This window comes from Arsukibacterium indicum (assembly GCF_019100565.1).
In the GTDB taxonomy this organism is placed as follows: domain Bacteria; phylum Pseudomonadota; class Gammaproteobacteria; order Enterobacterales; family Alteromonadaceae; genus Alishewanella; species Alishewanella indicum.
In genome coordinates this window covers 1-24,442 of sequence record NZ_JAHRID010000003.1, presented here as the reverse complement: position 1 = coordinate 24,442, position 24,442 = coordinate 1, and the positions used below count along the sequence as shown (strand labels likewise).

General features: G+C 44.5%; 24 protein-coding genes and 1 pseudogene. 23 read left to right on the top strand and 2 right to left on the bottom strand.

Features of this window, described 5'->3' with window-relative positions; translation table 11 throughout:
* Window positions 1-18: 18 nt before the first annotated feature.
* The 10 genes from KQY15_RS07355 to KQY15_RS07310 all read left to right on the top strand — a co-directional run bounded on the left by KQY15_RS07355 (window position 19) and on the right by KQY15_RS07310 (window position 8,316).
* Window positions 19-414, top strand: coding sequence for a copper resistance CopC family protein (locus tag KQY15_RS07355; protein ID WP_217668551.1), 396 nt, complete (start codon window positions 19-21; stop codon window positions 412-414).
* Window positions 415-428: 14 nt separating this feature from the next.
* A complete protein-coding gene (locus KQY15_RS07350) occupies window positions 429-1,346 on the top strand; it encodes a CopD family protein (RefSeq protein WP_254795531.1) in 918 nt (305 codons plus the stop codon).
* Window positions 1,347-1,381: 35 nt separating this feature from the next.
* Window positions 1,382-1,870: a YybH family protein gene (locus tag KQY15_RS07345; protein ID WP_254795529.1), complete on the top strand. Its 489-nt coding sequence runs from the start codon at window positions 1,382-1,384 to the stop codon at window positions 1,868-1,870.
* 20 nt (window positions 1,871-1,890) lie between these two features.
* Entirely contained in the window at window positions 1,891-2,406 is a 516-nt protein-coding gene (locus KQY15_RS07340; RefSeq protein WP_217668550.1) for a DUF411 domain-containing protein, read from the top strand.
* Window positions 2,407-2,885: 479 nt separating this feature from the next.
* Window positions 2,886-3,164, top strand: a complete 279-nt coding sequence (locus tag KQY15_RS19235; RefSeq protein ID WP_019677906.1) for a DUF2933 domain-containing protein — start codon at window positions 2,886-2,888, stop codon at window positions 3,162-3,164.
* Between the two features lie 53 nt (window positions 3,165-3,217).
* Window positions 3,218-3,841: a methyltransferase family protein gene (locus KQY15_RS07330; RefSeq protein ID WP_019677907.1), complete on the top strand. Its 624-nt coding sequence runs from the start codon at window positions 3,218-3,220 to the stop codon at window positions 3,839-3,841.
* Entirely contained in the window at window positions 3,838-3,975 is a 138-nt protein-coding gene (locus tag KQY15_RS07325; protein ID WP_019677908.1) for a hypothetical protein, read from the top strand. The genes KQY15_RS07330 and KQY15_RS07325 overlap by 4 nt, the downstream gene beginning before the upstream one ends.
* Window positions 3,976-4,051: 76 nt before the next feature.
* Window positions 4,052-4,510 carry an ATPase gene (locus tag KQY15_RS07320; RefSeq protein WP_217668549.1) on the top strand — a complete coding sequence of 153 codons (459 nt, stop codon included), beginning with the start codon at window positions 4,052-4,054 and terminating at the stop codon, window positions 4,508-4,510.
* A gap of 82 nt (window positions 4,511-4,592) precedes the next feature.
* Window positions 4,593-6,872, top strand: coding sequence for a heavy metal translocating P-type ATPase (locus KQY15_RS07315; protein ID WP_217668548.1), 2,280 nt, complete (start codon window positions 4,593-4,595; stop codon window positions 6,870-6,872).
* A 232-nt stretch (window positions 6,873-7,104) separates the two neighbouring features.
* Entirely contained in the window at window positions 7,105-8,316 is a 1,212-nt protein-coding gene (locus KQY15_RS07310; protein ID WP_217668547.1) for an IS256 family transposase, read from the top strand.
* A gap of 11 nt (window positions 8,317-8,327) precedes the next feature.
* On the opposite strand, the gene KQY15_RS19285 is transcribed toward KQY15_RS07310, so the two are convergent.
* Window positions 8,328-8,765 carry an SOS response-associated peptidase family protein gene (locus KQY15_RS19285; RefSeq protein WP_372449314.1) on the bottom strand — a complete coding sequence of 146 codons (438 nt, stop codon included), beginning with the start codon at window positions 8,763-8,765 and terminating at the stop codon, window positions 8,328-8,330.
* 299 nt (window positions 8,766-9,064) lie between these two features.
* Between KQY15_RS19285 and KQY15_RS07300 the strand changes: the two genes are divergently transcribed.
* From KQY15_RS07300 to KQY15_RS07270, 7 genes are all read left to right on the top strand, one after another.
* Window positions 9,065-10,240 (top strand): IS4 family transposase, encoded by a 1,176-nt coding sequence (locus KQY15_RS07300; RefSeq protein WP_217668995.1) that lies wholly within the window; start codon window positions 9,065-9,067, stop codon window positions 10,238-10,240.
* A 119-nt stretch (window positions 10,241-10,359) separates the two neighbouring features.
* Window positions 10,360-10,707, top strand: a complete 348-nt coding sequence (locus tag KQY15_RS07295) for a hypothetical protein (RefSeq protein WP_217668546.1) — start codon at window positions 10,360-10,362, stop codon at window positions 10,705-10,707.
* Window positions 10,708-10,814: 107 nt separating this feature from the next.
* Window positions 10,815-11,312 carry a DUF411 domain-containing protein gene (locus KQY15_RS07290; protein WP_217668545.1) on the top strand — a complete coding sequence of 166 codons (498 nt, stop codon included), beginning with the start codon at window positions 10,815-10,817 and terminating at the stop codon, window positions 11,310-11,312.
* Window positions 11,312-12,739, top strand: coding sequence for a TolC family protein (locus KQY15_RS07285; protein WP_217668544.1), 1,428 nt, complete (start codon window positions 11,312-11,314; stop codon window positions 12,737-12,739). The genes KQY15_RS07290 and KQY15_RS07285 overlap by 1 nt, the downstream gene beginning before the upstream one ends.
* On the top strand, window positions 12,739-14,481 hold the full coding sequence (locus KQY15_RS07280) for an efflux RND transporter periplasmic adaptor subunit (RefSeq protein ID WP_217668543.1): 1,743 nt from the start codon (window positions 12,739-12,741) through the stop codon (window positions 14,479-14,481). Before KQY15_RS07285 ends, KQY15_RS07280 begins: the two co-directional genes overlap by 1 nt.
* Window positions 14,482-14,495: 14 nt before the next feature.
* Window positions 14,496-17,660, top strand: coding sequence for an efflux RND transporter permease subunit (locus KQY15_RS07275; RefSeq protein WP_217668542.1), 3,165 nt, complete (start codon window positions 14,496-14,498; stop codon window positions 17,658-17,660).
* Between the two features lie 53 nt (window positions 17,661-17,713).
* A complete protein-coding gene (locus KQY15_RS07270; RefSeq protein WP_010558032.1) occupies window positions 17,714-18,061 on the top strand; it encodes a copper resistance CopC family protein in 348 nt (115 codons plus the stop codon).
* Between the two features lie 305 nt (window positions 18,062-18,366).
* Here the strand turns inward: KQY15_RS07270 and KQY15_RS07265 are convergent.
* Window positions 18,367-18,867 (bottom strand): annotated as a pseudogene (locus tag KQY15_RS07265) (ISAs1 family transposase); the annotation flags it as partial.
* A 183-nt stretch (window positions 18,868-19,050) separates the two neighbouring features.
* On the opposite strand from KQY15_RS07265, the gene KQY15_RS07260 reads away from it, so the two are divergent.
* The 6 genes from KQY15_RS07260 to KQY15_RS07235 all read left to right on the top strand — a co-directional run bounded on the left by KQY15_RS07260 (window position 19,051) and on the right by KQY15_RS07235 (window position 23,816).
* Window positions 19,051-19,473, top strand: a complete 423-nt coding sequence (locus KQY15_RS07260; protein WP_217668541.1) for a hypothetical protein — start codon at window positions 19,051-19,053, stop codon at window positions 19,471-19,473.
* A 297-nt stretch (window positions 19,474-19,770) separates the two neighbouring features.
* On the top strand, window positions 19,771-20,184 hold the full coding sequence (locus tag KQY15_RS07255) for a MerR family transcriptional regulator (protein WP_217668540.1): 414 nt from the start codon (window positions 19,771-19,773) through the stop codon (window positions 20,182-20,184).
* Window positions 20,185-20,195: 11 nt separating this feature from the next.
* On the top strand, window positions 20,196-22,529 hold the full coding sequence (locus KQY15_RS07250) for a heavy metal translocating P-type ATPase (protein ID WP_308160232.1): 2,334 nt from the start codon (window positions 20,196-20,198) through the stop codon (window positions 22,527-22,529).
* A gap of 11 nt (window positions 22,530-22,540) precedes the next feature.
* Window positions 22,541-22,894, top strand: coding sequence for a cupredoxin domain-containing protein (locus tag KQY15_RS07245; protein ID WP_134057859.1), 354 nt, complete (start codon window positions 22,541-22,543; stop codon window positions 22,892-22,894).
* A gap of 149 nt (window positions 22,895-23,043) precedes the next feature.
* Complete coding sequence (locus KQY15_RS07240) at window positions 23,044-23,415, top strand: cation transporter (RefSeq protein ID WP_217668539.1); 372 nt, start codon at window positions 23,044-23,046, stop codon at window positions 23,413-23,415.
* 50 nt (window positions 23,416-23,465) lie between these two features.
* The gene (locus KQY15_RS07235; RefSeq protein ID WP_004589646.1) at window positions 23,466-23,816 is read left to right on the top strand and encodes a hypothetical protein; all 351 of its coding nucleotides are present in this window, start codon (window positions 23,466-23,468) and stop codon (window positions 23,814-23,816) included.
* The last annotated feature ends 626 nt before the right edge of the window (window positions 23,817-24,442 follow it).

Below are 24,442 nucleotides of genomic sequence, written 5' to 3'. Positions count from 1 at the left end.
ATAAATAAGGTGATCAACATGAAAAAATTAATCCCGCTGCTTACTCTGCTCTGTTTGGCGTTTGCCGGGCCTGTGCTGGCGCATGTTAAACAAAGCGGCTCGGTGCCGGCGGATAACGCCATGCTAATGCAGGCACCGGATGTACTCAGTATCAGCTTTAGTGGCCCGATCCGGCTGACGAAAGTCACGCTGTTGCACGATAACGGTAACACTGTCGATTTTGGCTTTACGCCCACCGCTGTCGCCACGCAGTTTAGCTGGCCGTTGCCAGTGCTGGAGATCGGTAGTTATCAGGTTAACTGGGTAGGTTTGGGCGAAGACGGTCATAAAATGAAAGGTGATTTCAGTTTTATGCTGCACGCTAGCAAGGACAGCGGAGTGAAAGCTGATAGCGCGCACGCACATCAGCACTAAATAAACGAGGTTTGATGATGTTTAGCGATGCCTGGGTGTTAGCCTTATTTGCCCACAAGCTGCTGAGTTATCTTGCGGTTAGCGGCAGTATTGGTGCGGCGTTTTTGCTGCAGTTGCCGGCGCTGGCTCAGCGGCAATCAAAGCCTCAAATACAACAACAGTCTGACAACCTCGCTTTTCGGCAGTGGTTAAAGCGTCTTGTACTGGGCTGGTCGGCCGTGGGTATGCTATTGGCGCTGCTGTATCTGCCGCTGCAGGCTGGCGCGCTAGCCGAGGCCGGTATAGCGGGCATGGCCGATAGCCTGATGCTGCAGATGGTTTGGCAATCGGCAATGCGCACCCAGCTGCTGTTACTGCTATGTGGGTTTGCGACGCTGTCGCTTTGGGCCTGGCGTGTTAAACATAGCAACAAAGTGGTTAGTATTACGCTAGTGAGTATCGCTGCGTTATTGCTGGCCGGCAGTTTCAGCCAAACCGGCCATGTGGCCAGTTTGACTGGCCTGTGGCAGCTGCTGCTAACGCTACATGTGCTTGCGATTGCGGCTTGGGTTGGGTCCTTGCTGCCGCTGTGGCAAAGCTGTTACCGCTTAGCCCCGGACAGGTTACTGGCACTGATGCAGCAGTTTGGCCGCGTAGCGGTAATTGTGGTGTTAGTGCTTATCAGCTGTGGCGTGTTGATACTACTGCAGCTACTCGATTCGCCTGCAGCACTGTTTGTAACCGACTATGGTCGTTTAATGCTGTTAAAGCTGATGTTGGTCGCGGCTATGTTACTGCTGGCAGCCTGGCATAAATTTAATCTGGTGAAAGCGTTGGCGCAGCATCAGAACAGCCGGTTGCTGGCACGGTCTATTTTTATCGAAATGCTGTTGGCGTTATTGGTACTGGTAACCTGCAGCAGCTTTACCACTGTAGTTGGCTTAGCAAGATAAGTCAGCTTTATCCAAATAATGACAACAGGATACCTATGATATTAAGCAAAAAAATCCAAACCTTAGCTGTTATAACCTTAGGCATGGCGTTGTTGTCATCCGCTGGTGCGCTGGCACATGGCAATGAAAAGCCTAACACCCCTGCCTTGTTTGTCGGCGAAAATACAGCGCCAGCGCAAGCGGTAAAAGCATTTCATCAGGCGTTACGATCTGGCGATGCCGCTGCTGCTCGCGCCATGCTGGCAGATGACGTACTGATTGTCGAAGGTAATGGCGTAGAGCGCTCGGCAGATGAGTATGCCAGTCACCATATGCTGGCCGATATGAAATTTATGGCGGCGGTACAGGTAGAGGCGCTGGAACATCAGACCAAGGTGCTGGGCAAGGTGGCCTATTCGGTTAGCCGCAGCCAACTGACTGGCGACTATAAAGGCAAGCCGGTTGACGTTATCAGTAAAGAAACGCTGGTGCTGGTAGATACAAGCGCCGGTTGGAAGATCGTGCATGTGCACTGGTCGCACTAAGGCAACAGCGGGAGAGCACTATGAAGTTAACTCTGATAGCGGCAATGCTGGCAGCCACTGCGCTACTGGCAGGTTGTAACGACGCCGGCCCGGCTAAACCGGAAACTACAGCTTTGTCCGACAGTGCTGGCAATGCGGCAGCACTAACCCTCACGGTATACAAAACGCCAAGCTGCGGTTGCTGTAAAAAGTGGGTATCGCACCTTGAACAGCAGGGAGTGGTTGCACAGACGAAAGACTATGATGATCTAAGCGGCATAAAAGAGCGCTATGGCATCACGCCACAGTATTACTCCTGTCACACCGCCGTATCGGAGCAGGGATATGCCTTTGAAGGCCATATCCCTGCTAAATACATCCGGAAATTTCTTGCTGAGTCGCACCCGGATGCAATTGGCCTGAGTGTACCGGCGATGCCGCTTGGATCACCGGGTATGGAAGTGGAAGGCCGCTTTATGCCGTACGACATTCTGCTGCTGCATAAAGATGGCAGCGCCAGCGTTTACGCTCACATCAGTGATGCTGCCATGCAGTAAGTAGTGTAGTGTCAATCCTTGCTGCTACGCGGTGCTGTAATGACAACTAAATCACTGTTTTAGCTAAATTAGTACTATGAGAAGTGCGGTCAGGCTTGCAACCTGCCGCACGGCTTACCACAGCGAAATGTTAGTCCGCCATTTTTGCTGACTTGCAGCTCATTTCAGCATTGCAACACGACGCTACTGACGCTGCCGGCGTTGCTGGGTAACCAATTTCTTCCAGTGCTGCCAGAATTTCTTCCTGCGTCTGTGAGCTGTTCACTGTGATTGGTGATATCCGCTTCGACAAGCGCATTTTTGTTTCAACTTTTTGTTACCGCATATAGTGATGCCGATGACCAAGCCGAAGGCGCAGGTATGAATATTGCCTCTTGACTGCCACCTTTATTCCGTATTAGCCAAATCATTGATCTGGATTAATGACTAAGCGGACATATTGTATATACTTTCACAACGGCAACAAAGGGAGAGTTATCATGGCAATTAAAGCCGGAAACTGGAAAGGTTTGCATGGTCTAACGGTTGTTATTTTAGTTGTAGCCGCGCTTTATTTTTTGTTAGTTGAGCATGGTAGCCACCTTCTGCCCTATTTACCTTATCTGATTTTGTTGCTGTGTCCGCTGATGCATGTATTTATGCATAAAGGGCATGGCGGGCACCATCACGGCGATATTAACCAGAATGCAGATGATGCCTATCGCCGCGGCGTAGAGGACGGAAAAAAACAGTCTGCGCATTCTAAGCACCAGGAATAACAATATGGCCCTTAATGTTTGGCTAGCACCTTCTTTAAAACAGGAGCACGCAAATGCACATTGGCATGTGGGGATCTGCCATTATCGTTTCCGTTATTATTTCGTGGTTAATGTACCGCTATCTGGCACCCGATAGCTGGAAAGAGTGGACTCGCGCCGGCGTGCTGCAGGCTTTTATTATTGCGTTTTACGCCGAAATGTATGGCTTTCCGTTAACTATATATTTTTTGGCGCGCTTTTTTGGCCTAGATCTGGCTTGGGGTGACGGCGGCAACTTGTGGGCACAATTATTTGGTACACCCACTGCACATATTATTGCCATGCTACTTGGTTATGCGCTGGTGTTTTATGGTGCAACACTTGTCGCAGAAGGCTGGCGCCGAATTCATCTGGCGCGACGCAGTGCGGTACTAATGACAGATGGCATTTATGCCCATGTCCGTCACCCGCAATACAGCGGCCTGTTTCTTATCGTGTTTGGTGAAGGGGTGGTGCACTGGCCGACGATAGTCTCTGTATTGGCCTTTCCGATAATTGTTCTGGCTTACACCTTTTTAGCGCGTAAGGAAGAAAGCCACATGCTGGCGCTGTTTGGCAATGAATATCGCGCTTATCAGCAACGCGTGCCGATGTTTATTCCCCGTATCCAAAGCTTAGATCTGAGGAGCTTCCGATGAATCCGCAAATTATTACTATTATTAGTGGTATTGCACTATTGGTAGTACTTGCCCTGGCCGGTTGGAACTTGCGGCGCCGTCACGCCCATGCTGAAAATGCCGCACGTAAGAAACAACAGGACAGTGACGAATGAACGGTATTGCTATTTTAGGTAAGCAAACAGTGATTTATTAACGTTTAGCTCGATCAGTAATTTTGAGGCTCACGACATGGAAATTAAAACCTTTTCAGACCTGATAGATTGGACCCGCCAGCTGCATCAACACTTGGCATTGTGTCTTGCACACTGTGCTATTAAGAATGAGCAAGAGCAAGCCCGGCTATTGCTGGACTATCTGGCTGAGCATGAAGCAAAAATTGAAATCATGCTCAAGTTATTCGAACAGCAGGCAGCACCTAAAGTATTGAAAACCTACATTTATGACTATCTATCTCATCAGCCCATTCAGTCACACCGAACTTGTGACGACCGCTACGCAAGCCTTAGTTTTGATGAAATCTGTAACGAGGTATTTGATTATCATCAACAGGTTATAGAGCTTTACCGGGATATTGAGGCGAGGGCTGACATTCCTGAAGCGAAAGCATTGCTGGGTTCGTTACTGGCAATGGAAGAGCATGAAGCCATGCGGCTGTCCAGGCAGACTGGCCGAATGAGCGATCTGTAACTAACCCCTTTTTTGTTTAGGCCTGGAATGTAAATCTTCAAGTTTAGCGATGTTAATTTTAGTCACAGCTTAAGGAAACGTTATGAGCAGTGTAACACAAGGTAACAAAAGTCAGGCTCGCCTGACAGTGCCGGGCATGGGCTCAGATCACTGCGCCGGGATCGTGAAAACATCGTTGAAGCGGCTGGAAGGGATTGGTGATATTAGCACTAATATTGCAGCGCATCGGGTGCAGCTTAGCTATAACTCAGCGTTGTTAACTCTGGATGATATCCGCACTGCTGTTGAAAAAGCCGGTTATGATGTGGCGCAAGCGTCCGCTGACAATGATACTGACACCGATCACGACGCTGAAATTGATGCAGCGTATTTAACCCAAGCCCACAAACGACTTTGGATAGCCGGGCTCCCTACCGCCATGATTATGCTACTGATGTTGCCTCATATGTTCTGGCAACCCATTCCTGGATACCTGGCTATTGTCGCGTTGCTAGCCTTTCCAGTGGTATTTTTGTTTGGCGGTGCGGCAACTCATAATTCTACCTGGCGCTCACTGACCAACCGCACGTTTAACATGGACGTGCTGATTTCTCTTGGCAGTATTCCCCCTTATCTGATTGGCCTGGCAGGCTTTTTTTATAGTATGACCTCGTTTATCGAAATGGCTGCCACTATTATGACCTTTCACTTGCTGGGGCGTTTTTTGGAAGCCAAAGCGAAGGGTCGAGCCTCTCAGGCTATCCGTAAGTTATTGACTATGGGAGCTAAAACCGCTCGCATTGAACGAGACGGCGCAGAGCTGGAGATACCGGTCAAGGAGTTAAAGCCTGGCGATGTGATGCTGATCCGTCCTGGTGATAAGGTACCAACAGACGGTGAAGTACTGGATGGTGAGAGCCATCTGGACGAATCGATAGCCACTGGTGAATCAGTGCCGGTGTTTAAGGCCGCCGGCGACACCGTCATCGGGGCCACTATTAATAAAGAAGGTCGGTTGCGGGTAAAAGTCACCAAAGTGGGGGCCGATACTTTCTTATCTCAGGTTATTAAATTAGTGGAACAGGCTCAGGGTTCTCGGGTGCCCATTCAGGAATTTGCTGACCGTATGACTGGCCGCTTTGTTCCTATCGTGTTATTTATTTCGCTCGGCAGCCTGATTGTTTGGCTATTGGCTGTTGACAGCTTGCGGCCTATGCTGGAGTGGGGGGCCGGCTTTTTACCCTGGGTCGACCCAACTGCAAGCACAACAGTGTTGGCGATACTATCGGCCATTGCCGTGTTGGTTATTGCTTGCCCCTGTGCGTTAGGCTTGGCTACCCCGACGGCACTGATGGTGGGTTCAGGTATTGGTGCAGAGCGCGGCATTTTGATCCGATCCGGTGAAGCGATTCAAACCTTTAAAGACATTAAAGTGATAGTACTGGATAAAACCGGCACTATTACCCGTGGTGAACCCAAACTGACTGAATTGACAACCGCTGACGGCGTGACCGAACAACAATTGCTGCAATGGGCCGCGACAGTAGAAAATGCGTCTGAGCACCCCATTGCCCGGGCTATTGTTGAGGGCGCACGCGAGCGCAATGTAACACCTGGCGAGGTGACTGAATTTCGCTCTACCGGTGCCCGTGGCGTTTCTGGCATGGTTGCGGGTGCGTTCGTGCTGATAGGTAACCGCAAATTGCTCGATGAAGAGGGCGTCACAGGCCTGCAAGCGCTGGATCAGGCATTAGATGAGCTGGAAGGGCGTGGCCGCACCGCTGTGCTGGTTGCGGTTGACGGTAAAGCCTGCGGTGTTGTCGCAGTGGCCGATACCATCAAACAGGAGTCAGTTGCTGCCATTCGTGGCATGCATGAGCTGGGCCTGCATGTGGTGATGATCACTGGCGATAATGAGCGTGCGGCTCGCGCTGTGGCTAATGAGGTTGGCATCGATGAAGTGCAGGCGGGTGTGTTGCCCGCCGGCAAAGTCGATGCGGTGCGCGAACTTCAAAAAAAATATGGCAACTATGTGGCCATGGTCGGAGATGGCATTAATGATGCGCCGGCGCTAAAACAAGCTAACGTCGGCATTGCTATTGGTGCAGGGGCTGATGTCGCTATAGAGGCGGCCGACGTAACCCTGGTGCGGGGCGAATTGACTGGCGTGGTTGATGCAATGCATCTATCAAAAGCGACCTTTAATAAGATTGTGCAAAATTTGATTTGGGCCAGTGCCTATAACATTGCAGCTATCCCGATTGCTGCGATTGGTTTACTACACCCAATGATTGGGGTCGTGGCAATGACCGCCAGTTCATTATCAGTAATTGGTAATTCATTACTGCTAAAACAGCAATTTAAACGAAAAATAATGTCTTGAACGTTAAAATTTAAAGATGCGTGATCTTAAACATCACGCCGGCGTAGGCAAAATCAATTTGGTGATACGCCATCTATAATTGATAAGTTATAATTGATGGGCCCTGAGTCGCCACATAAAGCCGTCAACACAAAATGGACAGGCTTGCATATCAATTCTTTTGTGAAATTGGGAGAGTGTAAAAAAATCTGTGTAAGTGGCATTCTATCCATGTAATTGAAAGGAATAAAGAATGCCAGTATCAGACCAGCTTATCGATCAGTTATTAGCTGACTATAAATCCCCGGAAGACCTGCTTGGTGAGCAAGGAATTCTTAAGCAGTTGACCAAAAAGCTTGCTGAGCGTGCGCTTGAAGCCGAGATGGAGCAGCATCTTGGTTATGCCAAACATGATGCCGCCGTTAAAAACAGCGGTAACTCCCGCAACGGTAAAAGCCGTAAATCAGTACGCAGCATGCACGGCGATATCGAGCTTGAAACACCGCGAGACCGTAATGGCAGCTTTGAACCTAAGCTGGTTAAGAAAGGCGAGAAACAGCTCGGTGGTTTTGATGAGCGAATTGTCTCGCTGTATGCCAGAGGTATGTCTACCCGCGATATTCAGGCCCACTTTGAAGAAGCCTATGGTGTTGAAGTCTCACCGACCTTTATCTCCCAGGTAACCAATGCCGTACTGGACGAGGTTAAAGCCTGGCAGCAGCGGCCATTAGCGCCGGTGTACCCGATAGTGTATCTGGACTGCCTGGTCGTGCGTAGTCGCGATTCTGGCAGCATTCAGAACAAGTCTGTCTACCTTGCCCTTGGCGTAAACACAGATGGCGAGAAAGAGCTACTGGGCTTATGGATAGCGCAAACCGAAGGTGCCAAGTTCTGGCTGTCGGTGATGAACGAGCTGAAAAACCGCGGTGTGGAAGATATCTTTATCGCCTGCGTTGATGGCCTCAAAGGCTTCCCGGAAGCGATTGAGGCGGTTTACCCTAAAACGCAGATACAACTGTGCATCGTGCATCAAATCCGCAACAGCCTGCGCTTCGTCAGCTGGAAAGAGCGTAAAGCCGTCGCAGCACACCTTAAAACTATCTATGGCGCAGCTACCTTGCAGCAAGCAGAGCAGGCACTGGAGCAGTTCGCCGAAACCTGGGATAACCAGCATCCAAGCATCAGCAAATCCTGGCGCGACAACTGGACACGACTGAGCGTGTTCTTCGATTACCCGCCGGATATACGCAAGGTCATTTACACCACCAATGCCATTGAATCGCTAAACGCCAGCCTGCGTCAGGTCACCAAGACCAGACGGTCATTCCCTAATGATGATGCGGTGTTGAAGTTGTTGTATCTGGCTTTACACCAGATTGCTAAAAAGTGGACAATGCCACAGCGAGATTGGAAGCCTGCCATGACGCAGTTTATGATCATGTACGGTGACCGAGTATCGTTATGATAAACAGCCACTTACACAGAAGATTTTATAGTCTCCTCCCTGCACAGGCCGCCAAGTAAAATAGCGCCATCTTTAGCAACTAGGTCATGGTAATGCAGTGGCTTGTTGTTCACGTACTCCGTTTCGCCAAAGCCCTTAGCTGGAATAACACACCGACTATGGCGGTATGCCTGGTAGCCAGCAGTTCCCTTAAAATTAAGCTTGTCATACCGAGTGTTAAACGAAGTGTACTTAGATGGCTTAAAGCCGGTAGCAGTTTGCTCAAGTAACAGCCACCAAATAGCATTGTCCATTCTATGGACGCGATCTCTCTGCCTGACAATACTGACCTGATTCGTAGCCCGAATAAACCTGCTAAATATTTGGCTCTCAGGGAACAGCTGGATCTGCAGTCCTTCACACAGTTCTCTAACACCGGGGTCGTCAATTACGTTAAGTCTTCCGCACATGCCTTAAACTCAATTTACCGTTCAGATAGTAGTATGAGCTATTTGATGAATTTGGTGACGCAAGTGATACTTCTGCTGTGTGCCAAAAGCGGACACTTCTAGTCAATGGTGAGCAACGAATTTATAGCTTGCACAAATATCAGATGTACCTAAAAGTATTTGTAAGTTTAATTAAAGCAATATAGCTGACGAATCCCCACGAATGGCGTAGATAAAACAAATAGTTAGAGGCGAAGGGAACATTCATGGCAGTTCCCGATCTGATCTTTCGCCAAAAACACCTAACCATGAATGCTGCCATGAATGTAAAAACAATGCTCGCCGATTTCCTCTCATTTGTCACCCCAAAATGTATGCACAAAGCCCGGTTTTTTGCTTTGGGGGCGGCAGTACAAAGCTTGATGCAAAATCGCCAATGCACCGTAACCGCTATCGGGCGAGGTTTTGACAGTAAAACCTCTGAAAAGCATGGTATTAAACGCGCTGACCGCTTGCTGAAAAATGAAGCGCTTCAAGCAGAGGCACCGCTTATTTATGGCAAAATGACACGCTTGCTGCGCCAGGGAAAACAGCCGCTGATTTTAGTGGGCTGGAGCAATGCCGACACAGAAAAGCGCCATTTTATCCTGCGTGCCAGCCTGGCGCTGGAAGGTCGCCCGCTGACGTTACATCAGGTGGTCGCACCGATGGACGAGTATACGTGTCCGCACGTACACAAGGCGTTTTTACACCGATTAAAGCAGGTACTGCCAGCAGATTTTAAGCCGGTGATTATTACCGATGCGGGTTTTAAAGTGCCGTGGTTTAAGCAAATACGTAAGCTCGGCTGGCACTACATTGCCAGAGTGCGTGGCAACCAGACACTGCAACTGCCTGGACAAAATGACTTTGTCACCGAGGCAAAAGTGTACAAAAAGGCGCGCTCCACGCCGCAGCTATTGGGTGAAGTTCAGCTGACCAAAGCCCAGCAATATCGCACTCACGCCGTGCTGGTGGGCACCGGTTGGAAGCTGCGAAAATCCGACAAACACAAGCAATATAAAGAGCCGTGGTTGTTGGTCTCATCCTTGCCCAATTGCTTCGATTACGCGACGAAGATTGCCAAATGCTACGGCAAACGCATGCAAATAGAAGAGAGCTTCCGCGACCAGAAAAGCCAGACCTATGGCTTAGGTAGCGAAGCCCACCGTACTTATAAACGCGAACGATTGGAAGTGCTGTTGCTATTGGCGGCACTGGCAAATTGGTTGCATTACATGATAGGGCTGGCGGCAGAGCTGGCCGGGAAGCACTTGCAGTTTCAGGCTAACAGCATCAAACATCGGCGAGTACTCTCATTTAACTACCTGGGAATGCGATTATCAAAGGCCGCCCAGCTGGGCTTAACTGAAGAAGAGATACAAGCGGCAAGACGGCAAGTCATGCTCTGGGCCGCAGAGTTTGACTGGGGTGTCATCAAACTGGAAAAGAGCTGATACTATGGTCAAATTCGAGGGGATCCCTCAGCAAATATTCATAAATGTTTACATGACATCAATTTACTTATTCGAAAATTTGTATTAGCATAGGAGGTGTATTGTTTTATGAGAATTTTATGTCTAAAGCATTTTCAAAAGTCTTAGTAATAACGCTTATGCTATTTGCCTTTGTAGGGCAAGCATTTGCGTATTCTGCTATGCCTTACGAAATGTCATCAGGTTGTCACGAATCACACATGAACATGGATCATGGTGATATGAATAAAAGCAGTAATGGTCAATCAGAAGATTGTTGTGACGTTGAATGTATTTGTCCTGCAAATGCTTGCTCATCTACGACAGTCCTAAATTCCAGTGTTGACTCGACAGATATTCAAATATTGCGTGAATCTGTAGCTGCTCTGCAATCTAAACAACCTCATTCAATTTCCACTTCCCTTTATCGTCCACCAATTTTTGCCTAATACAGGATCAGTGCGTCTAAATTTCGCGCACATTTAATTAATTTTTCTGTTAGTCAATATAGCGTCGTAGCGCTATAGCTATTTTCCAGCGATGTCTGGGGGCAAAAATGATCAATAAGTATTTAAAAATAGCAGTTGTAATGCTGCTTTTACCTGCGTTTGCAAACGCCAATGAACATAAGCATGCACACAATAACGACGTAACACCTTTGGAGTTAATCGTTTATAAAACCCCAACTTGTGGGTGTTGTAAAAAATGGATAACTCATATTGAAGACAAAGGGATCGTTGCGCATTCCAAAGATTTCCAAAACATCGACAACATCAAAACTAAGTATGGTATCAAACCTAATTACCGTTCATGCCACACGGCAGTGAGTAGAAATGGATTTGCCTTTGAAGGTCATATACCTGCTAAATTTATTCAGCAGTTCTTATCAGAAGAACATCCCAATGCGATTGGGCTTTCAGTTCCAGCAATGCCAGTTGGCTCTCCCGGTATGGAAGTCGATGACCGCTTTATGTCATATAACGTATTAATTTTATTTAAAGATGGAACGAGTAAAGTCTATGCAAAAGTTAAGACATACGAGGAGCAATTCTAATGAAATTGAACGCTTCAAACCTTACTTCACTTTCAACTGCACTAATACTCGGCTTATCTGTATTCTCAGCTCAAGCTGAGAAAGTAGTGTCGCTTGAACAAGCTATCACCTTAGCTCAGCAAAATGATCCTTGGCTTCATGGTAGCCGATTGAAACAAAGTGCAGTTGAAAATAGAAGTATTGCTTCAGGTACTTTGCCTGATCCGAAAGTATCGCTAGGGATAATGAATTTACCAACAGATACTTGGGATTTAGATCAGGAAGGAATGACTCAGCTAACGGTTGGCGTCTCTCAAATGTTTCCGAGAGGCGACAGTCTAGAGATCAAGAAAGACCAGTTACAAATTGAGTCCACGAAATTTCCACTGCTACGAGAGGATCGTAAAGCTAAGTTGAAAAGCCAAGTGTCACAACTTTGGTTAGATGCTTACTTAGCCCAGAAAACTATTAAATTGATTGAAGATGATTGGTCTCTCTTTGAGCAGATGGCGGAAGTGGCTAAAGCTAGCTATTCAAACGTTGTTGGTAAAACTAGACAGCAAGATGTTATTCGTGCTCAATTGGAAATAGTGCAGTTAGATGACAGATTAACTTCGGAAAAGCAGAAACTAGAAACGACAATCGCTCGCCTTAATGAGTGGCTTCATATTTACGATGCTGACCGATTGAATGAATCATTCAACTTTGACGCGCAACCACTAGAGTTTAGCGTCTCAAAAGAATTGCCTTCGATTCAATTGAATAATCCAACAGTCCTAAAAGCATCTAATTACTCAAGAAATCTATTGGCTCAGGCTCTTGCTAATCATCCAGCCATACTTGCAATTGATGTAAAACGCAAATCTTCAGAAAAAGGTGTTGAATTAGCTAAACAGCAATATAAGCCGCAATGGGGTGTTAATGCGAGCTATGCCTATCGTGACAATATGCCTTCTGGTGATAGCCGAGCTGATTTATTTTCTGTTGGGGTAACGTTTGATTTACCGTTGTTTACCGAGAACAGACAAGATAAGCAAGTTGCAGCTTCTATTGCAGATTCAGAGGCTGTTAAAACCGAGAAACTATTGCTGACAAAGCAAATGATCAGTGCGGTGGAAAAGGAACTTAGACAGCTTAAGCGTTTATCTGATAGACAATCTATCTATCAAGAACAACTCCTTAAACAAACTCATGACCAAGCGGAAGCGTCTTTGACGGCTTACACCAATGATGATGGCGATTTTGCCGAAGTTGTTCGAGCAAGAATCGCAGAATTAAATGCCAGAATATCAGCCTTAAGAATTGATGTTGACGCACTTAAAACAGTTGCTCGCATCAACTATTTCTTTGCGCATTCTCAATCTAAATCAAATGCTGAACATAAGCCATTGCACACTTCGCACAAAACTAATCAGCACTTATCCAATAAGCAATTTGGAGAAAAATAATGTCAACGAATACGAAAACAATTATTGCCGTCATTATTGGGGCAGCACTAGGTGCAGGAGCATTGAGCTTATATCAAGGTGCAGGCTCAAACAGTGATACTGAGGAAGCTACATCAGCAGAGAAAAAGCCTCTGTATTGGGTTGCACCGATGGATTCTAATTACCGCCGGGACAAGCCCGGTAAGTCGCCTATGGGGATGGATTTAATTCCTGTGTATGAGGAAGGATCATCTGGTGATGACTTTGGCCCCGGAGCAGTAAAAATTGCGCCTCATGTAGTGAATAACCTTGGGGTTCGCACTGCACCTGTTGAACTGAAAAATATGCATACTGAAATCTCAACGGTAGGTTACGTTCAATATGACGAAGATAAGCTAATTCATATCCACCCACGGGTTGATGGCTGGATTGAAAAACTTTACATCAAAGCAGCAGGTAACCCTGTAGAGAAAGGGCAGCCTCTTTATACACTATATTCTCCTCAGTTAGTTAACGCGCAAGAAGAACTGTTAATAGCGTTAAAGCGCGATAATAGTTCCTTAATTTCAGCAGCCAAAGATCGCCTTAAAGCGTTACAGCTTTCTTCAGATTTCATTCAAAAGTTAGAAAAGACAAGAAAGGTTCAGCAAACAATTACCTTTTATTCACCACAAGCAGGTGTTGTCGATGGTTTGAAGGTTAGAGAAGGTTTTTATGTAAAGCCGGGAAACACCTTATTAAGCATTGGCCAGCTAGATCAAGTTTGGGTTGAAGCAGAAGTGTTTGAACGTGACGCAGCCTTAATTAAAAAAGGACTTCCTGTATCAATGACACTGGATTATTTACCAGGTGAGGACTGGGCTGGTGTCGTTGATTATGTTTATCCAACATTGAACAGTAAAACACGCACACTCCGAGTGCGACTGAAATTTGATAACCCAGACTATCAATTAAAACCAAACATGTTTGCCCAAGTATCTATTCACGCTAATCAAGCTGATAGCACGATACTCGTACCTAAAGAAGCCGTCATTCGCACTGGGAAACAAGACAGAGTTGTACTTGCCTTGGGTGATGGGCAATTTAAATCTATTGAAGTGACTATTGGCCGGGTTGATATCGACAGCATCGAAATATTAGACGGCTTAAATGAAGATGACGTTGTGGTGACATCTGCCCAATTCTTGATTGATTCTGAATCAAGTAAAAGCTCTGACTTTAAACGAATGACTCATGATGAAGTGCCTAACTCTGTTTGGATGGAAGGCGAAATCAACAGCGTCATGGCGGGACATCGTATGGTTAATATTACTCATGGTCCTGCTGAGGCTTGGGATTGGCCTGAAATGACAATGGACTTCGATGTAGGTGAAAAGGTAGATATTGATTCACTGAAGTCTGGTCAATCTTTGCACTTTGAAGTGAGCAAAACCGAAGACGGTGGATATGAAGTTACTGGAATTCATATCATGAGTGAGCCTGAAGCATCATCAGCAACAGTATCAGGTTTAATTAATGCGATTGATATTGATACACGGATTCTAAATATTAGCCGAGGCCCAATAGAGAAGTGGGATAGACCTGCTGCGACGATGGATTTTATCGTCGCGGACAATATAGAAATAGTTGATTTCAATGTTGGTGATAATGTCACTTTCACTTTTGAGGTTAGAGATGACTTAGTTATCACTGAAATCTCTCTTGAATCAGATGAACAACACGGCAAGGAAAATAAAGCTGCTGTTGATCATTCTAATCATTAAGTGGGAGAAAAATAATGATTGAATCAATTATTAGATGGTCTATCGGCAATCGTTTCTTTGTTTTGTTGATTACCTTAATTATCGCGTTTGGTGGTTTGTATTCATTACAAAAAACGCCAGTAGATGCACTCCCCGATCTTTCTGATGTGCAGGTGATAATTAAGACGAGCTATCCGGGACAGGCACCACAAGTAGTGCAGGATCAAGTGACATTTCCTCTTACTACAGCCATGTTGTCAGTGCCGGGGGCGCAAACTGTTCGTGGTTACTCATTCTTTGGTGATTCCTACGTCTACATTATTTTTGATGATGATACTGATTTGTATTGGGCTAGAAGCAGAGTACTTGAATACTTAAGCCAAGTAGCATCAAGCCTGCCTGATTCGGCAAAACCACAATTAGGACCTGATGCGACAGGTGTGGGTTGGGTATACATCTACGCTTTAACAGATAAGTCAGGAAACCATGATCTAAGCCAATTAAGAAGTATTCAAGACTGGTTTTTAAAGTATGAACTACAAACTGTTCCGGGCGTGTCTGAGGTTTCCGCCGTTGGCGGTATGGTTAAGCAATATCAGGTACAAGTCGATCCCGACAAGCTCAGAGCTTATAACGTGCCGTTAAGTCATATCCAAATGGCACTTAAACGAGGCAATAAAGAAACTGGCGCATCCGTTGTGGAAATGGCGGAAGCTGAATATATGGTTACTGCTACGGGATATATTCAATCAGTTGGAGACATAGAGAAAATTCCACTTGGTATTAACGAGCAAGGCACGCCATTGCGTATTGGTGATGTTGCTACCGTAAATTTAGGGCCTCAAATGCGCCGTGGTATCGCAGAGCTTAATGGTGAAGGCGAAGTTGTTGGTGGTGTTGTCGTTATGCGCTTTGGTGAAAATGCCCAACAAACCATAAACGGGGTAAAAGAAAAACTTGAATCGCTTAAATCTTCTCTACCAAAGGGGGTGGAGATTGTTCCTGTCTATGACAGATCGAAGTTAATAGATCGTGCTGTTGATAATCTTTGGAGCAAGTTGCTAGAGGAGCTTGCAGTCGTTGCTATTGTCTGTGTGGCTTTCCTATTTCATCTTCGCTCATCTATTGTGGCAGTTGTTACTCTGCCATTAGGTATCTTGGTGTCGTTCATTATCATGTATATGCAAGGCATCAATGCCAACATTATGTCTTTAGGCGGTATCGCTATTGCGATTGGTGCGATGACTGATGGTGCAATAGTGATGATTGAAAATATGCACAAGCATATGGAGAAAACACCACTAACAGATGAAAATCGCTGGCAAATTGTTGCTAAGGCTGCGAGTGAAGTAGGCCCTGCACTATTTTTTAGCTTACTGATCATTACAGTCTCATTCTTACCTGTATTTATCTTGGAAGCGCAAGAAGGAAGAATGTTCTCTCCGCTCGCCTATACAAAAACCTATGCAATGGCGGCATCAGCAGGTTTGGCGATCACATTGGTGCCTGTTTTGATGGGCTACTTTATTCGAGGCAAAGTTGTTTCTGAAAAGAAAAACCCGTTAAACCGATTATTGATTGCTATCTACATGCCTGTTTTAAAGCAAGTCATGAAGTTTCCAAAATCGACAATAGTAGCAGCAATATTAGTGACTATCGTTGGCTTTTGGCCTGTCGATAAAATTGGTAGTGAATTCATTCCGCCATTGGATGAAGGCGATCTCATGTATATGCCTACTACCTATCCCGGTATTTCAATTGGTAAAGCAAGGGAGTTATTGCAGCAAACAGACAAGCTTATTCGCACTGTGCCAGAAGTTGAAACTGTATTTGGTAAAGTAGGAAGAGCTGAAACTGCAACCGATCCTGCACCTTTAACCATGATTGAAACCTTTATTCAATTGAAGCCACAAGAGCAGTGGCGAGAGGGTGTGACTACTGAATCGTTAAAAGCTGAGTTTGATAAATTGGTTAAGTTTCCGGGCTTAACGAATGCTTGGGTTATGCCAATCAAGACCCGAATCGACATGTTAGCAACAGGCATAAAAACGCCTGTGGGTATTAAAGTCGCCGGACCAGAGCTTGATGTGATTCAGGAAATCGGCCAACAAATAGAGCAAATTTTACCCGAAGTTACAGGCACAGCATCAGTTTACTCAGAGCGAGTTGCAGGTGGACGATATATCAAGGTTGATATTTCACGCGATAAGGCAAGTCGCTTTGGGTTAAACATCGAAGATGTTCAACAAGTGGTTTCTACAGCTATTGGTGGTATGAACGTTACCCAAACGGTAGAAGGTCAAGAGCGTTACCCTGTTAACTTACGCTATCCGCAAGACTATCGAGACTCTCCTGAGCAGCTATCACGATTACCTGTTGTAACACCAAGTGGTCAACGCATTGCACTAGGTGATGTCGCAGATATTCGAGTTGAGAACGGTCCGCCGGGAATTAAGAGTGAAAATGCTCGTTTAAATGGCTGGACGTTTATCGATATAGACGGTGTTGACGTAGGTACTTATGTTGAAAGTGCAAAAATACACTTGGCTAATAAACTAAAACTACCAGCAGGTTATTCAATTACTTGGGCTGGGCAATACGAATATATGGAAAGAGCGAAAGAAAAGCTCACCTATGTATTGCCTTTAACACTCGCCATTATTGTTATTCTACTTTACTTAAACTTCAGAGCGTTTAGTGAGGTGGCTATCATTATCGTTACCTTGCCGATGGCGATGATTGGTGGCTTATGGTTGATGTATCTGGAAGGGTTTAACTTCTCTGTGGCTGTTGGCGTGGGCTTTATTGCTCTAGCTGGGGTAGCGGTTGAGATTGGTGTGATAATGTTGGTCTATCTCAATCAAGCACTTGCTGAGCTTAAGGAAAAAGCGGTGGAGCGAGCAGAACTCATCTCAGATGATGCATATCAAGATGCATTATTGCACGGTGCAGGCTTACGAGTTCGTCCAGTAATGATGACAGTTGCAACAATCATTATCGGCTTGATGCCCATTTTATATGGTACAGGAACAGGATCTGAGATCATGAGCCGCATTGCTGCTCCTATGGTAGGCGGAATGACAAGCGCTGTGCTGCTCACGCTTATTGTACTCCCTGCAATTTACTCAATCATTAAAAAGCCTGAAGTAAATGCCTTTAACAAGGAGCTTTCTAAGGCGGAGCTAAAAAGTAATGCTTAGCGAAGTTAAGAAACCATAAATAGCAATTTCAACAAACTAAAATAGAGGTAAATATGAAAAAACTAATTAAATTTTTAACCGTAATCAGTGTCGTTTTTAGTAGTGCGGTATTTGCGCATGTGCATCTTGAAAAAAGTGTGCCTGCTGATAATGCAATGCTAATGAATCCTCCAGAAGAGTTAACTTTGGTGTTCACCAAAGAGGTACGGGTTGTAAAAGTTTCATTGGCCAATAAACAAGGCGAAGAATTTAAATTTGGATTCGAGCCTTCTAAAGTCGCTACTAGCAAATTTACATGGAAACTACCTAAATTAGCTCCTGCAAACTATGCTGTGGATGTAACCTTCTTAGGTAACGATGGTCATAAAATGAAACATAGCTTCGGCTTTATGGTTCATTAATAAGGCTGTGTGATTGATATGGAAATGTATATCTGGAATACAGTCATTGTACTGTCAAAAATTGTATTTTACGTCGGCTTTGCCTGTATTGCTGGTTATACATTTTTCAGGCAAATATTTGAGAATAATGAATCTCATACTAATGCTGTAATAGCGAATTTAACGTGGACAAGAACTTATATAGTTATGGCTTTGATCGCTAATATTACTTGGTTCTTTGCCAGTACTGGTGCAATGGCAGAAGAGGGAATTCAGGGGGCGATAGACGCTGATATATTGGCTATTATGTGGGACTCCTCTGTCTGGCATCCTTTAAGCTCCAGCAAGTTAAGTAGCTGAGGTATCGCCGTAATTTCGTTGCTCTTCTCGTCCGTTTTAACCTGGCCCATTACCACACCATTGGCGCTGGCAAAGGCGCTAACCATATGAATAGAAGAGCAGCGGTCTTCCCGGTTGTAGGAGCCGCGAAGCGTTTTGCCGTCGATTGCGACCACCTGACCATCGGTAAGCTCTGTACAAGCCTGCATCCAACTGGCAAAGCAGCGCTGCAAGGCTTCGCTGTCCAGCAGTGACATCACCCGCGCGATGGCGTCGTGTACCGGCAAACCCAGTTTAAAAAAGCCATGTTCTTGCAGCCAGTCAAAGCGGTTTTCACCGAAATCTTCAATATCTTCCCAGCCCTCACAGCCAGCAATGACTGCGCAAAGCGTTAAAAACACTACGTCAAACAAGGGGTAAACGACCTTAGCGGCTTGCCTTGGGTCTTCTAATTCTGAAAAGTGCTCCGCAAAAATATCGATGTTCATAAACTGGCTCCGCGTAAAAGCCAGTATCTGATCACAGCTGAAGATCGGGGTCAATCAGTTATGCTAAAGTGCGTCCTAAATGTTCGTGATCTTGCCCTGAGGTTTTAGTTCAAAGGTTGATCAAGATCATAAAATTATTTTTATAAAGTGGCTAATATTGTAGGTGCTAAAGAAGGAATGATAATGTTTGGACTTTTCAGGTGGTTTAAAATAGTAATAATAACTGTGTTGCTTACGCAGCAAAGTTTTGCTACAGCTAAGCCAATGAATTGTGAAGAACATCAAAATGGGTCTTCCGACACGCATATTATGCAACGAAGCAAAAATATTCACCATCAATCAATAAATGACAATAGTCACTATCACACTGTAAACTCGCAAGATTCTAAACACCGTCATGGTGATGAAGTCTGTGAAAAATGCAAAGCTAGTGATTGTGTTTGTTGTGAGGGGGGATTTTGTTCAAGCTTTCATTTAAATGCCTATCTTATGCAAGCGCAAGAGGAAGGTATTTGCAATATTTACTCTGAGCTATTTCTACAGCGTACACCTCTACCAAAATCTGGTATCCATCTCTTACTTTATCGTCCACCAATTATTGGCTAATCACAGGATCAGTGCGTCTTTTTTTCGCCACTCCCATCAAAAATAGAATGACTTATTCATTGATTTAAATAATCAATTGTTTTGAACGATTAGTACGATATTTTGAAGGCACTATGAAAATTCTCAAACTATTGCCATTTACAGTACTTAATGCTGTCGATTTTGACCGAGATTTCTCTTTTACCAAAAAATTAGTTTTTAGCTTATTCACTAGAATTAGTACTTGACCTGTGTCTTAGACACAGGTCTAAGCTGAAGATGAGAGTACAAACTTAGTTAAAAAACTGAGGAGTGAATATGAAAGTTGCGGAGCTGGCAAAAAGCCTTGGAACGACTGCTGATTCGGTGCGCTATTACACCAGATTAGGATTGTTAAAACCTGCTAAGTCAGTGAACGGCTACAAGTCATACTCGAATAAAGAAGTATCGAGACTTAAATTCATTTTAAGTGCTAGAAACCTTGGTTTTTCCGTTGCAGATATCAAGGAAATTATTAATGAATCTGAAGATGGTAAAAGTGCGTGCCCATTAGTCAGAAGCCTGATCAAAGAGCGGCTTGAAGAAACAGAAAAGCAGTTTCAAGCAATGTTGGCACTTCGAGGAAAAATGTCTTCTGCGCTTTCTCGATGGGAAGAAATGGAAGACAAAGCACCGACTGCAAACATGGTTTGTCATCTCATCGAAAACTTTGAGCAAATTAAAAAAGCATAGGAGGAAAAAGGGTGGCTACTAACACAAATATAAAAACTGAATCAGGCTGTTGCTGTCAGGCAAAAGCTCAATCCTCTTCGTGTAAAAGTAAGAAGAATACGTTGGAGAAAGTATCACATAACCAACAGCTTATCATTGAAGGTGCTGGGTGTGCTAGCTGTGTAGGCAAAATTGAAGGGGCGTTGAAGGCAACTCTTGGAGTCGTCAGTGCGGAAATGAATTTTGCTGATAGGACAGTAACAGTTTATGGGACAGCTAAAACAAAAGAATTGATCAAAGCTGTTGAGTCAGCGGGGTATAACGCGAAGCCAATTGATGATAGCTCAGCAACAGATGCGCTTGATGAGAAAGAGGCGGCGGATTTTGCATATTACAAAAAGCTAATGCGCGATACGTTTATTGCCCTTTCACTCGGCGTTCCTTTGATGATCTACAGCATTGTGATTGGAGAAATGACGGTTGAAACAAACCTTGAGCGCATGTCTTGGCTGGTTGTAGGCATTTTAACTTTTGGTGTTATGTATTTTTCAGGTAAGCATTTTTATGTTGGCGCTTGGAAAAGCTTTAAAAACCACTCCGCTAATATGGACACTTTAATAGCTTTAGGAACAGGTACAGCTTGGGTGTATTCGATGGTTGTCGTGTTTGCACCTGACGCCGTTCCATTAATGGCACGGCATGTTTATTTTGAAGCTACCGCCATGATCATTGGCTTAATTGATTTAGGTCTGGCATTAGAAATAAAAGCCAGAGGTAAAACCTCTGAGGCCATTAAGCGTCTTATCGGCTTGCAGGCCAAAACGGCAACCGTAGTTCGTGACAACAAAGAAGTTCAGATAGGTATTGAGCAGGTTTTATTTAACGATATTGTGAAGGTAAAACCGGGTGAAAAAATTCCCGTCGATGGTGTGGTATTGGAAGGGCACACCTCTATTGATGAGTCCATGCTGACAGGCGAGCCTATGCCTGTTGAAAAAGCCGAAGAAGATGAGGTTGTCGCTGGTACTTTGAACAAATCAGGCATGATTATGTTTAAAGCCACACGTGTTGGAAAAGACACGGCGCTTGCGCAAATCATCAATATGGTGAAACGAGCACAAAATTCTAAACCGCCGATTGGCCGCTTGGCTGATGTTATTTCAGCTTTTTTCGTTCCTGTTGTCATGATCATCTCTGTGTTAAGTGCGCTAGCATGGCTTAACTTTGGACCTGAGCCAGCAATTGCTTTTGCCATCGTATCAGCAACTACTATACTCATTATTGCCTGCCCATGTGCTTTGGGCTTGGCAACACCCATGTCTGTCATGGTGGGAGTAGGAAAAGCAGCAGAAGCCGGAGTGCTTATTCGCAACGGTGAGGCACTGCAAACCGCCTCTAAAATCACTGCCATGATTTTAGATAAAACGGGCACTATTACTGAAGGGGCACCTAAGGTAACCGATATTGTTTTAGCAAAAGCTACGGACGAAAAAGACGTACTACAGCTTGCTGCAAGTTTAGAGAGCGGCTCAGAGCACCCTTTAGCGCAAGCGATTGTTGAAAGTGCGTTAGATAAGGATATTGAGTTACTAAAAATTGAAGCGTTTAACGCCATTACGGGTTTTGGTGTAGAAGCAAACTGCAACAATAAAGCCCTGCTTTTCGGAAACGATAAACTAATGAAGTTAAAAGGCATAGACCTCACAGGCTTTGTTGAACAAGCGCAGTCTTTAGCCAAAGAAGCCAAAACACCTATGTACTTTGCTGTAGATGGTGAACTTGCAGCAATCATTGCTGTTGCAGATCCTATCAAGTCAGACTCAATCTCTGCTATCAAACGACTTCAGGCTAATGGTATACGCGTCATCATGTTAACGGGTGATAACAAGGAAACCGCTGCTGCTGTTGCCAAAAAAGCGGGTATTAGTGAGTTTCTTGCTGAAGTGCTGCCAGAAGATAAAGCCAACAAGGTGAAAGAGCTACAAGAAGGCGGCGAAATTGTTGGTATGACAGGAGATGGCATCAACGATGCTCCTGCGCTAGCGTTAGCCGATGTTGGCTTCGCCATAGGCACAGGGACTGATGTAGCTATCGAAAGTGCTGACATTACCCTAATGCGTGGTTCACTTCATGGCCTAGCTGATGCCATAGCGGTAAGCAAAGCTACTTTACGAAATATAAAACAAAACTTGTTTGGCGCGTTTGTCTATAACGTAGCCGGGATTCCTTTTGCTGCGGGGGTTCTATATCCCTTCTTTGGCATTCTGCTTAGCCCTGTAATTGCAGGTGCTGCAATGGCGTTTTCGTCATTGACTGTAGTGTCAAATGCAAATCGACTTCGCTTGTTTAAAGCAAAAGAGAATTAAGGAGAAACACGATGATGTTAATTAACTTATTAGGCTTAGTGTTAATCGCACTGATTGTTTGGTGGTTTTGGCTATACAAACCCAATAAAACAATTGTTCAAGGTAATGAAGTACTCATTGAAGTGAGGGATGGCGTGTATTCACCATCCTCAATCCAAGTGTCTGCTAGTCAACCTGTCACTCTGAAGTTTATGCGCAAAGATCAATCACCCTGCGCTGAAACAATGCTTATTCCTTCATTGGATATAAGCGAACAGCTTAAATTAAATGAAATTACTCAAATTACCCTATTGAACTTATCACCGGGAGAGCATGAGTTTCACTGTCAGATGCAAATGTATCGCGGTGTCTTAAAAGTCGTTTAGGAGGGCAATATGAAAAATCAACACCCTAATTTTTGGTCAACACCTACAGGCTGGGCTGCACTGGCACTTATTGCCGCAGATGAACCGCAAAATGGAAGAAATGAAAGATAGCAATCAACAGCATTCACACAAACATTAGGAGAAAAATTATGAGCGATTTAGATCATAGAGTTGGCGTTAGAGAGCAAAATTTAGTTGTTCGAAATCTAAAGCTTAGCAATGTCACAGAAGAAAGCTGTGACGAGTTAGTAAAAGAAATAGATCAGCTTTTTGGTATAGATGAAGTTAGTTACAACATCAAAGAAGGTGAAATACACCTTGCCTATGATGCCGTAAACGTAAGCCTTGATGGGATTGAGGAGGTAATCCGTAAGTATGGCGCAGATGTTCATGATGATTGGTGGACACATACTAAAGAAAGTTACTATAAATTTGTTGATCAGAACATCAAAGATAACTCTGTTCATAAGCCTTGGAGTTGTCATCAAGCACCTTCGGGGGCTGGCCGGAAAAACAAATGAATTCATAAAAAAGTGTATAGATAATTAGTTAGTCAAATGAGGTAACAGTGATGAAAACACCCTATATAAAAGCTCTTTTATTGCTTACATTCGGTTTATATTTAGTGGGTTGTTCCAATACCACTTTTTATCATAAATACATGATGAGAGGTCAGGTAGTAGAAAGTTCTGATAATCGAACTCTAATCTGTATTGGTGCTAAGCATGGCGCAGAGGTTGGGCAAAAATACAGTGTTATTAGATTTCATGAAAGAATAGTATTGAGTGAAGGTGAAGATCCCTACACTATCGAAAAGGTAGGAACGGTACAAATTACTAAAATTGTGAATGATCATTTCGCAACTGTAAAGCTAGTGTCTGGTGACATTGCAGCGAAAGATATGGTGGAACTTGAAAACTAATAAAGTGGTGGCGAAAGCCACCACAAGAGCATAACAATAAAACTTAATGAAAAAACTTTAGTGTTATTTTGTACAACCTTTGAGATTGTTTGCTCAGCTGAGCTGGGCACCTGTTCTCCTGAGATACCCTGAAATTCCCTCCTGAAAATACACTGCTATGTGCTTGAACTTACTTTAGTCACTATCTGCTGTTCAGCAGCGCTCAGAGCTTATCTGTGTTGCAGAAGTGTAAAGTTTAGCTAAAGTAGTGACAGTAGTATCGAAATTAACTATGTTAGTGACAAGGTATGCACTTTGTCGCAGATCCAGCTAAAAATCTGCACTTTAATGCACATTAAAGTGCAGAATAGAATCTATGTCTTATCATTATCTAATGTATGTAGTCTCTAAAGAGTACACTTAAGTTAAGCTTTAATTTAATAATCAGTGATATGCTTCGCGTCTCTTATTTAGCGATCGAGGATTGCTCTTTTCTTTCGCAGACTCATTATCTTAGTGATAGTAAATGAATAAAAAAATTAAACATGAGTACCAAATCAGTATGCGCTCTGTAGTGGTCAAGTAAAATTGGCCACGGTTTTATAGTAAAGCCAGTATCTTTTCTCTGACTCATTTGGTGTTAAACC

What these genes read in the sequence shown, in the direction of transcription:
- KQY15_RS07330 (WP_019677907.1), top strand. Translation starts at nt 3,218, where the DNA reads ATGCACATTGGCATGTGGGGATCTGCCATTATCGTTTCCGTTATTATT.
- KQY15_RS19285 (WP_372449314.1), bottom strand. Translation starts at nt 8,765, where the DNA reads ATGTGCGGAAGACTTAACGTAATTGACGACCCCGGTGTTAGAGAACTG.
- KQY15_RS07355 (WP_217668551.1), top strand. Translation starts at nt 19, where the DNA reads ATGAAAAAATTAATCCCGCTGCTTACTCTGCTCTGTTTGGCGTTTGCC.
- KQY15_RS19235 (WP_019677906.1), top strand. Translation starts at nt 2,886, where the DNA reads ATGGCAATTAAAGCCGGAAACTGGAAAGGTTTGCATGGTCTAACGGTT.
- KQY15_RS07275 (WP_217668542.1), top strand. Translation starts at nt 14,496, where the DNA reads ATGATTGAATCAATTATTAGATGGTCTATCGGCAATCGTTTCTTTGTT.
- KQY15_RS07235 (WP_004589646.1), top strand. Translation starts at nt 23,466, where the DNA reads ATGAAAACACCCTATATAAAAGCTCTTTTATTGCTTACATTCGGTTTA.
- KQY15_RS07290 (WP_217668545.1), top strand. Translation starts at nt 10,815, where the DNA reads ATGATCAATAAGTATTTAAAAATAGCAGTTGTAATGCTGCTTTTACCT.
- KQY15_RS07270 (WP_010558032.1), top strand. Translation starts at nt 17,714, where the DNA reads ATGAAAAAACTAATTAAATTTTTAACCGTAATCAGTGTCGTTTTTAGT.
- KQY15_RS07260 (WP_217668541.1), top strand. Translation starts at nt 19,051, where the DNA reads ATGTTTGGACTTTTCAGGTGGTTTAAAATAGTAATAATAACTGTGTTG.
- KQY15_RS07280 (WP_217668543.1), top strand. Translation starts at nt 12,739, where the DNA reads ATGTCAACGAATACGAAAACAATTATTGCCGTCATTATTGGGGCAGCA.
- KQY15_RS07310 (WP_217668547.1), top strand. Translation starts at nt 7,105, where the DNA reads ATGCCAGTATCAGACCAGCTTATCGATCAGTTATTAGCTGACTATAAA.
- KQY15_RS07345 (WP_254795529.1), top strand. Translation starts at nt 1,382, where the DNA reads ATGATATTAAGCAAAAAAATCCAAACCTTAGCTGTTATAACCTTAGGC.
- KQY15_RS07295 (WP_217668546.1), top strand. Translation starts at nt 10,360, where the DNA reads ATGTCTAAAGCATTTTCAAAAGTCTTAGTAATAACGCTTATGCTATTT.
- KQY15_RS07350 (WP_254795531.1), top strand. Translation starts at nt 429, where the DNA reads ATGATGTTTAGCGATGCCTGGGTGTTAGCCTTATTTGCCCACAAGCTG.
- KQY15_RS07315 (WP_217668548.1), top strand. Translation starts at nt 4,593, where the DNA reads ATGAGCAGTGTAACACAAGGTAACAAAAGTCAGGCTCGCCTGACAGTG.
- KQY15_RS07325 (WP_019677908.1), top strand. Translation starts at nt 3,838, where the DNA reads ATGAATCCGCAAATTATTACTATTATTAGTGGTATTGCACTATTGGTA.
- KQY15_RS07340 (WP_217668550.1), top strand. Translation starts at nt 1,891, where the DNA reads ATGAAGTTAACTCTGATAGCGGCAATGCTGGCAGCCACTGCGCTACTG.
- KQY15_RS07320 (WP_217668549.1), top strand. Translation starts at nt 4,052, where the DNA reads ATGGAAATTAAAACCTTTTCAGACCTGATAGATTGGACCCGCCAGCTG.
- KQY15_RS07285 (WP_217668544.1), top strand. Translation starts at nt 11,312, where the DNA reads ATGAAATTGAACGCTTCAAACCTTACTTCACTTTCAACTGCACTAATA.
- KQY15_RS07245 (WP_134057859.1), top strand. Translation starts at nt 22,541, where the DNA reads ATGATGTTAATTAACTTATTAGGCTTAGTGTTAATCGCACTGATTGTT.
- KQY15_RS07300 (WP_217668995.1), top strand. Translation starts at nt 9,065, where the DNA reads ATGAATGTAAAAACAATGCTCGCCGATTTCCTCTCATTTGTCACCCCA.
- KQY15_RS07240 (WP_217668539.1), top strand. Translation starts at nt 23,044, where the DNA reads ATGAGCGATTTAGATCATAGAGTTGGCGTTAGAGAGCAAAATTTAGTT.
- KQY15_RS07255 (WP_217668540.1), top strand. Translation starts at nt 19,771, where the DNA reads ATGAAAGTTGCGGAGCTGGCAAAAAGCCTTGGAACGACTGCTGATTCG.